The sequence below is a fragment of the Mycobacterium sp. IS-1264 genome, from assembly GCF_001954195.1.
Classification (GTDB): domain Bacteria; phylum Actinomycetota; class Actinomycetes; order Mycobacteriales; family Mycobacteriaceae; genus Mycobacterium.
In genome coordinates this window covers 121,211-132,579 of sequence record NZ_MBES01000058.1, presented here as the reverse complement: position 1 = coordinate 132,579, position 11,369 = coordinate 121,211, and the positions used below count along the sequence as shown (strand labels likewise).

The following is an 11,369-nucleotide window of genomic DNA, read 5'->3' as shown; positions in this document are numbered from 1 at the left end:
TACCGTGCCGACAATTCAAGTCTGAAGGGGTTGCCCTTGTCCGTGTCGGATCCGGGACTGCGCCGCGTGTCGGTTCATGCCGGCAGTGCACTCGTCGATTTGTCGCTGCCCGCCGGGGTCCCCGTCGCCACTCTGATCCCGTCGATCCTTGACAGCCTGGCAAGCCTCGACATCGAAAATTCGAGTTGCCCCACCGGGGACCGTTACCACCTGTCCCTCCTCGGTTCGTCAGTATTGGATGCGTCGACAACGTTGGCACAGAACGGCATCCGTAATGGGGCCGTCATGGTGCTGAGCCAAGCGCGGCCTCCGCTCCCCGTTGCTCGCTGCGACGATGTGGCGGAGGCGATTTCGGCGATCCTGGGTCCCACAGCCCGCGTTCCGGAACAGTCCCAGCACGGGCTGGTGAATCGCCTCGTAGGCGCGCTAGTGGCGAGCTGCCTTGCTGGTATCGGGGGCATCACGCTCATTCGAAACGCCGTCAGCGGCAATGCCACCCGCTACTCCACTGCCGGCATCGTGGCATTCGCAGGCTTCCTCGCTCTGCTGTTGGCCGCGTTCGCGCACCGGGCCCACGGCGACCCGATGGCGGGGCTCACGCTCGGCCTGATCGCCACCTTATCTGCGGCGGTCGCGGGCTTTCTTGCTGTACCTGGCGCTCCGGGCACTCCCGGTGTGCTGCTGGCCGCGATGGCGGCCGCCGTGACGTCGGTGTTGGCTATGCGCGTATCGGCTTGTGGTCGTGTCACGTTGACCGCGGTGTCGTGCTTCGCGATGGCGGTCGCGATCGTCGCATTGGTGGGTGTCATCACAACGGCCCCCCTGCACATCATCGGGTCGGTATCCGCGCTGGCCTCGCTAGGCCTGCTCGAAATGGCGGCACGGGTGTCGATCATGCTGGCCGGATTGTCGCCTCGGCTGCCGCCCGCACCGGGCCTGGATACCCAGGATCGTTTGACTGCCAAAGCGACCCGTGCCGACAACTGGCTGACAAGCCTGCTCGCGGCATTCTCGGGTTCGGCCGCCCTGGGCGCCGTGGTCACCGTTGTCACCGGCGCACCGAGGCTCGGCTGCATCGCTCTCGCCACTGTCACCGGTGCGGTGCTGCTGCTGCACGCGCATGGCGTTGACAGGAGACGCGCTCTGATATTTGTCGTCGGGGGAATCGTCACTACCGGAACAACATTCGCAATTGCCACGGCCGCCATCCCGGATCGAGGACCGTGGATAGCGGCGATGACGGCGATGCTCGTCGCCGCGGCGCTCTTCCTGGGTTTCATGACTCCGGCGATACCCCAGTCGCCCCTAGTGCGGCGAGGCGTTGAGCTGGTGGAGTGTCTGGCCCTGATCGCGATGGTGCCCCTGACCTGCTGGATATGCGGTGTCTATGGCGCCGTTCGTGGCCTCCATCCGACATGGAGTTGACCGCGTCACGCGTGGTGCGGCTGCTGGCGGCATCGGCGCTGGCGGCGCTAGCCCAATTCGGAACACCGTCGGCGCACGCGGTTTCGCCACCGAAGATCGACGACACGTGGCTGCCGAAGCCGGTCCTGCCCGCACCGCCGCGGCCGACCGTGCAACGCGAGGCTTGCACGACGATGTCGTCGGATGCGAGCCCGGGCGGCGAGCAGTTTGCACATCTCGACCTAAAGCGGGTCTGGCAGCTCACCCGCGGTGCCGGCCAGCGGGTCGCGGTCATCGACACCGGTGTCTCGCGGCACGGTCGGCTACCCGATGTGGTGCCCGGGGGTGACTATGTGTCCACCGGCGACGGCACTCAAGATTGCGACGCGCATGGCACATTGGTGGCCGGAATCATCGCTGCGACACCGGATCCCAGGGCCGATAGCTTCGCCGGCATGGCGCCCGACGTCACCCTGATCGGCATCCGCCAGTCGAGTGCCAAGTTCGCTCCGGCCAACGACCGGTCCAGCGCCGGAGTGGGTGATGTCGACACGATGGCGCGAGCCGTCCGGACGGCCGCCGATCTCGGCGCGTCGGTGATCAACATTTCATCGGTCGCGTGCGTTCCGGTCGCATCGCCGCTCGACGACCGGTCGCTGGGCGCGGCATTGGCCTACGCGGTCGACGTCAAGAACGCGGTAATCGTTGCCGCGGCCGGCAACACCGGCGGCAGCGCGCAGTGCCCGCCGCAGCGTCCGGACGCGACATGGGACAGCGTCACCGTCGCGGTCAGCCCGGCCTGGTATGACGACTACGTGCTGGCCGTCGGATCGGTGAACGCCGAGGGCGCGCCATCGGCCTTCACCCTTGCCGGCCCCTGGGTGGACGTCGCCGCCGTCGGTGAGGCGATGAATTCGCTTGGCTCAGCATCGCTTTCCGGCACGAGCTACGCGGCGCCGGTGGTCAGCGGGTTGGCTGCGCTGATCCGAGCGCGATTCCCGACGATGACCGCGCGACAGGTGATGCAGCGCATCGAATTGACCGCCCATCACCCGGCGGCCGGATGGGATCCGGTCGTCGGCAACGGCACCATCGATGCCCTTGCCGCGGTAAGCACCGACTCGATTCCACCGATCAACACGTCCAAACCAGGCCCGGCGCCGGTGCCGATGCCTCCCCCTCTGGCACCGGCGCCGCTTGATCGTCAAGGCCGCAACACCGCCTTGGGTGGCGCGGCGATCTGCTTGGCCGCGCTGGCGGCGGCCCTGATCATCGGCGCGGCCAAGAGTCGGTTAAGGCGGACCCGCAAGAGTGTCTCGAGCGACTGACGCGCTTTGCCTGCTCAGTTCGGGCCCGGACGGTAGGGCCGCCAGCATCGGCCACGGCGCCGGGAGCGCGGCAGCCGGAAGCCCGAGGTCGTGTGCCGCGTCGTCGTCGTGAACCGCGAACCGCACCCCGGTGTCGGTGACGAGGTACCGTGCGCCGCCTTGGGCGTTGCCCCGCACGTAGGCGACGCGGCCGGGAGACAGGTATACCGCGTCCAGCGCACGCCCACGGCCGTCCGCCTGCGACAACGTCACCGATACCTGGCCGTCCGGCAACGGCAGCCTGCTGCCCGCCAGGAAAGCGATGTCGGAATGCCCGGACGTGGCAGTCCACGACGCACACACGGTGGTATCGGCATCGCTCAAGCCGCCGTCGCGGGCCGCGCGGTCGGGGAAACTCGCCACCGGCAGCGTCGTAACGATCGGCGCGGCGCGGATTACGTCCGGCGCCGCCGTAATGATGTTCGCGCTGCCGTGCGAATTGCTGAAACGCAGCATATCCGCCGTGACCTGACCGATTCGCTGCGCACCGGTGGCCAAAACGACGTAATACTCCTCACCCCCGGCTCGTGTGATGCGCAACACATCGCCCACCGAAAATCCGGGCAGTCCGGCGGCCTTCGCGCCCGCGTCGCGAATTGGCGGCGGCGCGATCGGCGGCGCCTCGGGAATGGCGCTGAGCAATAACGGCGAGACGACTCGCGGCGCGCGGCCCTCCAACCTCAACGCGCGTACCACGGCGCTGTCGGCGAGATCCACGACCGCCCGCTGTCCGTTGTAGAGCAGGTAAGCCGGCGAACCCGAGCCAGGAGCCACCACGACGGCGTCATAGGGGCCCAGTCGGCGGACCGCCGGCTCCCCCGCGGGCCCGATGAGGACCGTGGTCGGCGTGCTGCCGGCCGTATCGCAGATCGTCCACACGGATTCCTCGGCCGACAGCGGCGGGCCGAGAAGTTGCGGCGCACCCGGAATGCCCAGCAGCGGACCGCGTTTGGTGCGGGCAAGGTCGGACTCGCGCACGGGCTGCGGGTTGGCATTGGTTCGTGCGATCAATCGTGCCGAAGCCAGGTTGAGCACCGGATGCCAAATGTCACCCACCCGCACGTACAGCGCTCCGGATTGCTTGCCCATCACGATCGATGCGCGATCGAACGCCACCTGCGGTCGCAGCAAAGCAAGTAGCGCGGATCCGGCGACAACGACGGCCGCCAGCGCACACCCGGCCGTAAGCGATACCCTCCGCGCCCGGAGGTGCCGGCCGGAGACGCCGGTGTTCCCGGTCAGCAACGCGCACTCGATGCGACGCAGCAGAAACCGGTACGCGCCGATTTGCACGCGGGTCGGCGATTGTGGGGGCAAGGATCGGTCCAAAATTCCGCCGGGAAATTTGTCGAATACGTATTTCCGCTCACGGTAAACCGCACGCCGAGCGCGGTGCGGAGGCTTATCCACAGGTCGACGGAGTTTCGGGTTTGCCGGATCCGGGTAAAATTTCCGGGTGTTTACCCACCGCATACGTAGCCCTCGGGCGGGTGGCGCGCGGTCCGCGGCTCGCTGGGTCGGCCTGGGCGCTTCCGCGCTGGTCACTGCGACCGGCCTGCTCGCCCTCCCCACGGCGTCGATGGCCTCCGCCGACGACTGCCCGGATGCCGAGGTGATCTTCGCCCGCGGCACCAACGAGCCGCCCGGCCTGGGCCGCGTCGGCGACGCCTTTGTCGACTCGCTGCGCCAGCAGACCGGCATGAACATCCTGCCGTACGGGGTGAACTACGCCGCCAGCAAGCTGCAGCTGCACGGCGGTGACGGCGCCAACGACACCATCGACCGCGTCAAGAAGAGCGTGGAGAAGTGCCCGAGCACCAAGATCGTGCTGGGCGGCTACTCCCAGGGCGCCTCGGTGATGGACATCGTTGCCGGCGTCCCCATCGGGGGCATCAACTGGGGCAACTCGCTCCCCCCGCAATACGCCAGCAACATCGCGGCCGTCGCCACCTTCGGCGACGTGGCCGACCGCGCCGGCGGAACACTGCCGGCCCAAAGCACACTGCTCGGGTCCAAGGCGATCGACCTGTGCAACCCGCAAGACCCGATCTGCCACGCAGGCCAGGGCAACGAGTGGACCGGGCACACCGAGGGGTATGTGCCCGTATACACCACCCAGGCCGCGGCCTTCGTCGCGTCGAAGCTGCTGGCCGGAACCGGCCAGCAGGTACCCGGGTACGGACCCACCTCACCGGGCTACGGCCCCACGTCACCGGGGTACGGCCCGCAATCGCCGGGATCCGGTCCGCAATCGCCGGGATCCGTACCGCAGTCACCGGGTTCCGTACCACAGGCGCCAGGGCCCGGACCGTCGATTCCTCCGACGACGGCGCCGGCTCCCGCGCCCGCGGTGCCCACGCCTTCGCCTGATCTGGTCTCGGCGATCCACTGACCGCATAGGCTGGCCGGTTAATATATCGGCCCATGAGGCTGCGCGGTTTCGCGGCCGCGACATTGTTCGCCGCGACGTTGGTGATCGCCCCCGCCATGGCGCCGATTGCATCGGCGGCGTGCCCGGGCGCCGAAGTGGTATTCGCCCGGGGCCGGGAGGAACCACCCGGACTCGGCGCCATCGGCGATGCGTTCCTCAATTCGCTGCGCGGCAAGACACCTATGCCGGTCGGAGCGTATGGGGTCAACTATCCCGCCAACATCAGCGTCGACGCAGGCGCCAACGACATCAGCGCCCACGTTCAATCCATGGCCAAGCAGTGCCCGAACACCCGCGAGGTGCTCGGCGGCTACTCCCTGGGTGCCGAGGTAGTTGATCTCGCGACCTGGGGCCGGATACCGCCAGGGGCGGATCAGCACGTCGCCGCGGTTGCGTTGTTCGGCAATGGCACCCGACAGGTCGCCCCCGCCTTCGCCGGTAAGACGATCGACCAGTGCGCACAGGGCGACCCGATCTGTCGCAATGGCATGAATTGGCCGTCACACCTGCAGCCGTCGTATCTCAACTCCGGCCTGATCGATCAGGCCGCCAGCTTCGCCGCCGCCCGGCTCTAGCGCGTGCGCAGATCGCGGGTGATCAGGATCCGCGACGCGAGCTCGCCATCGGGTGGGTAGTCCACGCCGATCAGCGTCAGCCCGTGCGCGGGCGCGGCCGCGAAGTCGCTGGACCGGTCCGTCGCGGCGAGCAGGTGGCGACACCAGGTGACCGGACGCCGATGCTCGCCGACGGCCAGCAGCGCCCCGATCAGTGACCGCACCATCGACCAGCAGAACGCATCGGCGGTCACGTGCGCGGTGATCAACTCGCCCTCGCGCGACCAGTCCAACCGCTGCAGATCCCGGATCGTGGTGGCGCCATCTCGCTGACGGCAGAACGCCGCAAAGTCATGCAGCCCCAACAGGTCTCGTGACGCCGTGCTCATCGCGTCAAGGTCCAGTGTGCGCGGCCACGCGGTGACGTAGCGCGCCCGCTGCGGCTCCACGCCGTAGGGCGCCGTGGACAACCGGTAAGCGTAATGGCGGCGCAGTGCCGAGAAGCGGGCGTCGAAACCCGCTGGGGCGCGGACGATCCGCAGGACCCGGACGTCGGTGGGCAGGAACCGGCCCAGGCGCCGCAGCAGCGGCAGGAATTCCGGTTCGCCGACGCGGGGTGCGCGCGGGTAAGCGTTGGGCAGCGCGTCGTCCGGGACGTCGACGTGTGCCACCTGCCCGGTGGCGTGCACGCCGGTGTCGGTGCGCCCGGCGGCGCGCAGCCGCACCGGGGTGCGGAAAACCGTCGTCAGCGCCTCGTCGAGAACGCCGGCGACGGTTCTCTGCCCGGCCTGGGTTGCCCAGCCCGCGAAATCCGTTCCGTCGTAGGCGATATCGAGCCGGAGACGGACGTCCTCGCTAACTGTCGGTGGCTCCGTCGCCCTCATCGGCGGCCTCGGCCTCGACTTCGGCCGTCTCGGCTTCGACTTCTTCAGCCGTTTCGGCCTCGACTTCCTCGGCCGTCGGGCCCTCGGCGGCCTCCGGCTCGACGGCGGCCTGCGGCGCCGCAGCAGCCGCGACAGGAGCGTCAGCCTTCTTCGAGGCTTTCACGCGGCGCGCGCGATCGGCCTCCGACGTCACCGTCTTCTCCCGCACCAGCTCGATAACGGCCATCGGGGCGTTGTCACCCTTACGCGCCTCGACCTTGATGATGCGGGTGTAGCCACCGTTGCGGTCGCTGTAGAACGGCCCGATCTCCTCGAACAACGCGTGCACGATGTCCTTGTCGCGGATCTTCTTGAGGACCTCTCGACGGTTGTGCAGCGTGCCCTTTTTCGCGTGCGTGATCAGCTTCTCCGCGTACGGCCGCAGCGCACGGGCCTTCGGCTCGGTCGTCTTGATCCGACCGTGCTCGAACAGCGACGTGGCCAGGTTGGCCAGAAGGGCCTTCTGGTGCGAAGACGACCCGCCGAGGCGAGGGCCCTTGGTGGGCTTGGGCATTGCTGTCGCTCCTGTCTAGATGATTCTGGCCTTTAGAGCTGTTCGGTTTCCGCGTAGTCCTGGTCGTCGTAGGCGCCCTCGCTGGACCAGGTCCCGGTCGCGACGTCGTAGCCCGCAACCTCCGACGGGTCGAAGCTCGGCGGGCTGTCCTTGAGCGAGAGACCCAGCTGGTGCAGCTTGACCTTCACCTCGTCGATGGACTTCTGGCCGAAGTTGCGGATGTCGAGCAGGTCGGACTCGGTGCGCGAGACCAGCTCGCCGACGGTGTGCACACCCTCGCGCTTGAGGCAGTTGTACGACCGCACCGTCAGGTCCAGGTCGTCGATCGGCAGCGCGAACGACGCGATGTGGTCGGCCTCGGCCGGCGACGGCCCGATCTCGATGCCCTCGGCCTCGACGTTGAGTTCGCGTGCCAGACCGAACAATTCGACCAGGGTCTTACCCGCCGATGCCAGCGCGTCGCGGGGAGTGATCGAACTCTTGGTCTCCACGTCCAGGATCAGCTTGTCGAAGTCGGTGCGCTGCTCGACGCGGGTCGCGTCCACCTTGTAGGTGACCTTGAGCACCGGCGAGTAGATGGAATCGACTGGGATACGGCCGATTTCGGCGCCGGAGGCCCGGTTCTGCACGGCCGGGACGTAGCCGCGGCCGCGCTCGACGACCAGCTCGACCTCGAGCTTGCCCTTGTCGTTCAGCGTCGCGATGTGCATGCCGGGGTTGTGCACGGTGACACCGGCGGGCGGCACGATGTCACCCGCGGTGACCGCACCGGGGCCCTGCTTGCGCAGGTACATGGTGACGGGCTCGTCCTCCTCCGAGGACACGACCAGGCCCTTGAGGTTCAGGATGATGGCGGTGACGTCTTCCTTGACGCCGGGCACGGTGGTGAACTCATGCAGCACGCCGTCGATGCGGATGCTGGTGACCGCCGCGCCGGGAATGGACGACAGCAGGGTCCGCCGCAGCGAATTGCCCAGGGTGTAACCGAATCCCGGCTCCAGCGGTTCGATGACGAACTGGGACCGGTTGTCGGTGAGGATCTCCTCCGACAGTGTGGGTCGCTGTGAGATCAGCATGGTGTTTCTTCTTCTCCTTCTCGGCACCCGCTATTTGATGCCGCTAAGACCTGCACTGGGTTCAGTGCAGGGGGTCTACTTCGAGTAGTACTCGACGATCAGCTGCTCGGTGAGCGGCACCTCGATCTGCGCGCGCTCGGGCAATTGGTGGATCAGGATGCGCTGGCGCTCCCCCACGACCTGCAGCCAGCTCGGGATCGGGCGCTCGCCGGCGGTCTCCCGCGCGATCTGGAACGGCACCGAGTTCACCGACTTGTCGCGCACGTCGATGATGTCGTACTGCGACACCCGATAGCTGGGCACGTCGACGCGCACGCCGTTGACCGTGAAGTGGCCGTGGGTGACGAGCTGACGGGCCATCCGCCGGGTACGCGCGATGCCGGCTCGGTAGATCACGTTGTCCAGCCGGCTCTCCAGGATCTGCAGCAGCTCGTCACCGGTCTTGCCGGGACGGCCCGCGGCCTCCTCGTAGTAGCGGCGGAACTGCTTTTCCATGACGCCGTAGGTGAAGCGGGCCTTCTGCTTCTCCTGCAGCTGCAGCAGGTATTCGCTCTCCTTGATCCGCGCGCGGCCGTGCTGGCCGGGCGGGTAGGGGCGCTTCTCGAACGCCTGGTCGCCGCCGACGAGGTCGGTGCGGAACCGGCGCGACTTGCGGGTGACGGGTCCGGTGTAACGAGCCATCGGTTGTTTCTCCTCCTAGACCCTGCGTCGCTTCGGCGGGCGGACGCCGTTGTGCGGCTGCGGCGTGACGTCAGAGATCGCGCCCACCTCCAGGCCCGCGGCCTGCAGCGAGCGAATCGCGGTCTCCCGGCCCGAACCGGGGCCCTTCACGAACACGTCGACCTTGCGCACGCCGTGCTCCTGAGCCTTGCGGGCGGCGTTCTCGGCGGCCAGCTGCGCGGCGAACGGGGTCGATTTCCGCGAACCCTTGAAGCCGACATGGCCCGACGACGCCCAGGCGATGACGTTGCCCTGGGGGTCGGTGATCGTCACGATCGTGTTGTTGAACGTGCTCTTGATGTGGGCGGCGCCGTGCGGGACGTTCTTCTTTTCCCGTCTGCGGGTCTTCTGACCCTTCTTGGGCGCCGCAGCACCACTTGCCTTCTTCGGTGGCATCGGTTACCTGGCCTTCTTCTTGCCTGCGATGGTGCGCTTGGGTCCCTTGCGGGTCCGCGCGTTGGTCTTGGTCCGCTGGCCGCGCACCGGCATGCCGCGGCGATGCCGCAGGCCCTGGTAGCAGCCGATCTCGATCTTGCGGCGAATGTCGCCCTGCACCTCGCGGCGCAGATCGCCCTCCACCTTGAGGTTGGCCTCGATGTAGTCACGCAGGTGGGTCAGCTGGTCATCGGTGAGATCCTTGGTCCGCAGATCCTTGTCGATGCCGGTGGCGGCCAAGATCTCGTTGGAGCGGGTACGGCCGATGCCGAAGATGTAGGTCAGCGCGATCTCCATCCGCTTGTCACGCGGTAGATCGACGCCTACTAGTCGAGCCATAGGTGGCGTTTCCTCTTATCTCATGCGGAGGTCTTGTCCCAGTCCGTTCCCTGCCCAAAAAATGAATTGGGCCGGGGCCCGGCCTCCGTCCGGGCGTAGGTAGGCGGCGTATCCGCCTAGTGGTGCTGGGAGGTCTGCATTCAGTTGTTCAGGCCGCGTCGGGATTAACCCTGCCGCTGCTTGTGGCGCGGATCCGAGCAGATCACCATGACCCGCCCATGCCGACGGATCACCCTGCACTTGTCGCAAATCGGCTTCACGCTGGGGTTGACCTTCACGGCTTTTCGATCCTGTTCTCGTCTGTTGGTGGGTTATTTGTACCGGTACACGATGCGGCCCCGGGACAGGTCGTAGGGAGACAACTCCACCACCACCCGGTCCTCGGGCAGGATGCGGATGTAGTGCTGCCGCATCTTGCCGCTGATATGGGCAAGCACCTTGTGACCGTTCTCCAGCTCAATGCGGAACATCGCATTGGGCAGGGGCTCGACCACGCGGCCCTCGACCTCTATGGCGCCGTCCTTCTTGGCCATAACCTCTCGTCAAATCCTCGTCGTTTAGTTTCGTTGCATCTGCGCCCACATCGGCGCAGCATTCACACCGACTTGAAACGTGAGCCGGTGACAGGAAAGTTCCTAGGGACTGGGCACGCAAAAGCCGGCGCGAAGACGCACCGTTGATCCAGGATACCTGGTTATTCGGCCCCGGCCAAAATCCCTCCGCGGAATAGCACCCGCACACCGCCGGTTGCAGCCACCATGACTGATTCTGCAGCTAGCAAGCCCAATCTTGGCCGGTTCGGATCGTTCGGGCGCGGCGTCACTCCCCAGCAAGCCAAGGAGATCGAAGCCCTGGGATATGGGGCGGTCTGGGTGGGCGGTTCGCCTCCCGCCGAGCTGGCTTGGGTCGAACCCCTCCTCGAAGCCACGACCACCCTGCAGGTGGCCACCGGCATCGTCAACATCTGGACGGCGCCCGCCGCGCCGGTCGCTGAATCGTTCCACCGGATCGACAAGGCCTACCCGGGCCGCTTCCTCCTCGGCATCGGCGTCGGCCATCCCGAGGCCCAGACCGAATACCGCAAGCCATATGACGCGCTGGCGGAGTACCTGGACCAGCTCGACGAGCACGGCGTGCCCGCCGAACGTCGCGTGGTGGCCGCGCTGGGGCCGCGGGTTCTGAAGCTTTCGGCGGAGCGCAGCGCCGGAGCGCACCCCTACCTCACCACTCCCGAGCACACCGCGCACGCGCGCGAGCTGATCGGGCCGTCAGCGTTTCTGGCGCCCGAACACAAGGTGGTGCTGACCACCGACGCGGACAAGGCACGCACGGTCGGCCGCAAAGCGCTCGACATCTATTTCAACCTGGCCAACTACCGCAACAGCTGGAAACGTCTGGGCTACTCCGACGACGAGGTCACCCGGCCGGGCAGTGACCGCCTGGTCGACGCCGTGGTGGCCTATGGCACGGTGGACCAGATCGCGGCTCGGCTCAAGGAGCACCTCGACGCCGGGGCCGACCACGTGCCCGTGCAGGTTCTGACCAAAGATGAAAACCTGGTTTCGGCGCTGGCCGAGCTCGCGGGGCCGCTCGGGCTGACCTAGCA

14 protein-coding genes are annotated in these 11,369 nt (G+C 67.3%); 5 read left to right on the top strand and 9 right to left on the bottom strand.

Features of this window, described 5'->3' with window-relative positions; genetic code table 11:
* Window positions 1–36 precede the first annotated feature (36 nt).
* Window positions 37–1,425, top strand: coding sequence for a type VII secretion integral membrane protein EccD (gene eccD, locus A5744_RS13220; protein ID WP_083679288.1), 1,389 nt, complete (start codon window positions 37–39; stop codon window positions 1,423–1,425).
* Window positions 1,422–2,732, top strand: coding sequence for a type VII secretion-associated serine protease mycosin (gene mycP / locus A5744_RS13215; RefSeq protein WP_139331337.1), 1,311 nt, complete (start codon window positions 1,422–1,424; stop codon window positions 2,730–2,732). Before eccD ends, mycP begins: the two co-directional genes overlap by 4 nt.
* Here mycP and eccB read toward each other — a convergent pair.
* Window positions 2,697–4,088 carry a type VII secretion protein EccB gene (gene eccB / locus A5744_RS13210; protein WP_076061752.1) on the bottom strand — a complete coding sequence of 464 codons (1,392 nt, stop codon included), beginning with the start codon at window positions 4,086–4,088 and terminating at the stop codon, window positions 2,697–2,699. The two genes, mycP and eccB, sit on opposite strands and share 36 nt — an antisense overlap.
* A gap of 262 nt (window positions 4,089–4,350) precedes the next feature.
* Here eccB and A5744_RS13205 point away from each other — a divergent pair, with 262 nt between their 5' ends.
* Window positions 4,351–5,163, top strand: coding sequence for a cutinase family protein (locus A5744_RS13205; protein WP_240563036.1), 813 nt, complete (start codon window positions 4,351–4,353; stop codon window positions 5,161–5,163).
* 32 nt (window positions 5,164–5,195) lie between these two features.
* The gene (locus A5744_RS13200; protein ID WP_076061630.1) at window positions 5,196–5,777 is read left to right on the top strand and encodes a cutinase family protein; all 582 of its coding nucleotides are present in this window, start codon (window positions 5,196–5,198) and stop codon (window positions 5,775–5,777) included.
* Here the strand turns inward: A5744_RS13200 and truA are convergent.
* From truA to infA, 8 genes are all read right to left on the bottom strand, one after another.
* On the bottom strand, window positions 5,774–6,640 hold the full coding sequence (truA, locus tag A5744_RS13195; protein ID WP_076061628.1) for a tRNA pseudouridine(38-40) synthase TruA: 867 nt from the start codon (window positions 6,638–6,640) through the stop codon (window positions 5,774–5,776). The genes A5744_RS13200 and truA overlap by 4 nt on opposite strands.
* A complete protein-coding gene (rplQ, locus tag A5744_RS13190) occupies window positions 6,612–7,193 on the bottom strand; it encodes a 50S ribosomal protein L17 (RefSeq protein ID WP_076061626.1) in 582 nt (193 codons plus the stop codon). The genes truA and rplQ overlap by 29 nt, the downstream gene beginning before the upstream one ends.
* 32 nt (window positions 7,194–7,225) lie before the next feature.
* Window positions 7,226–8,269 carry a DNA-directed RNA polymerase subunit alpha gene (locus A5744_RS13185; protein WP_076061625.1) on the bottom strand — a complete coding sequence of 348 codons (1,044 nt, stop codon included), beginning with the start codon at window positions 8,267–8,269 and terminating at the stop codon, window positions 7,226–7,228.
* A 75-nt stretch (window positions 8,270–8,344) separates the two neighbouring features.
* Window positions 8,345–8,950: a 30S ribosomal protein S4 gene (gene rpsD, locus A5744_RS13180; RefSeq protein ID WP_076061623.1), complete on the bottom strand. Its 606-nt coding sequence runs from the start codon at window positions 8,948–8,950 to the stop codon at window positions 8,345–8,347.
* A gap of 15 nt (window positions 8,951–8,965) precedes the next feature.
* Window positions 8,966–9,385, bottom strand: a complete 420-nt coding sequence (gene rpsK, locus A5744_RS13175) for a 30S ribosomal protein S11 (RefSeq protein ID WP_076061621.1) — start codon at window positions 9,383–9,385, stop codon at window positions 8,966–8,968.
* Window positions 9,386–9,388: 3 nt separating this feature from the next.
* Window positions 9,389–9,763, bottom strand: coding sequence for a 30S ribosomal protein S13 (rpsM, locus tag A5744_RS13170; RefSeq protein ID WP_076061620.1), 375 nt, complete (start codon window positions 9,761–9,763; stop codon window positions 9,389–9,391).
* A gap of 164 nt (window positions 9,764–9,927) precedes the next feature.
* Window positions 9,928–10,041: a 50S ribosomal protein L36 gene (rpmJ, locus tag A5744_RS13165; protein WP_003879483.1), complete on the bottom strand. Its 114-nt coding sequence runs from the start codon at window positions 10,039–10,041 to the stop codon at window positions 9,928–9,930.
* Window positions 10,042–10,074: 33 nt separating this feature from the next.
* Window positions 10,075–10,296 carry a translation initiation factor IF-1 gene (gene infA, locus A5744_RS13160; RefSeq protein WP_003418601.1) on the bottom strand — a complete coding sequence of 74 codons (222 nt, stop codon included), beginning with the start codon at window positions 10,294–10,296 and terminating at the stop codon, window positions 10,075–10,077.
* Window positions 10,297–10,521: 225 nt separating this feature from the next.
* On the opposite strand from infA, the gene A5744_RS13155 reads away from it, so the two are divergent.
* The gene (locus tag A5744_RS13155) at window positions 10,522–11,367 is read left to right on the top strand and encodes an LLM class F420-dependent oxidoreductase (protein WP_076061618.1); all 846 of its coding nucleotides are present in this window, start codon (window positions 10,522–10,524) and stop codon (window positions 11,365–11,367) included.
* Window positions 11,368–11,369 lie beyond the last annotated feature (2 nt).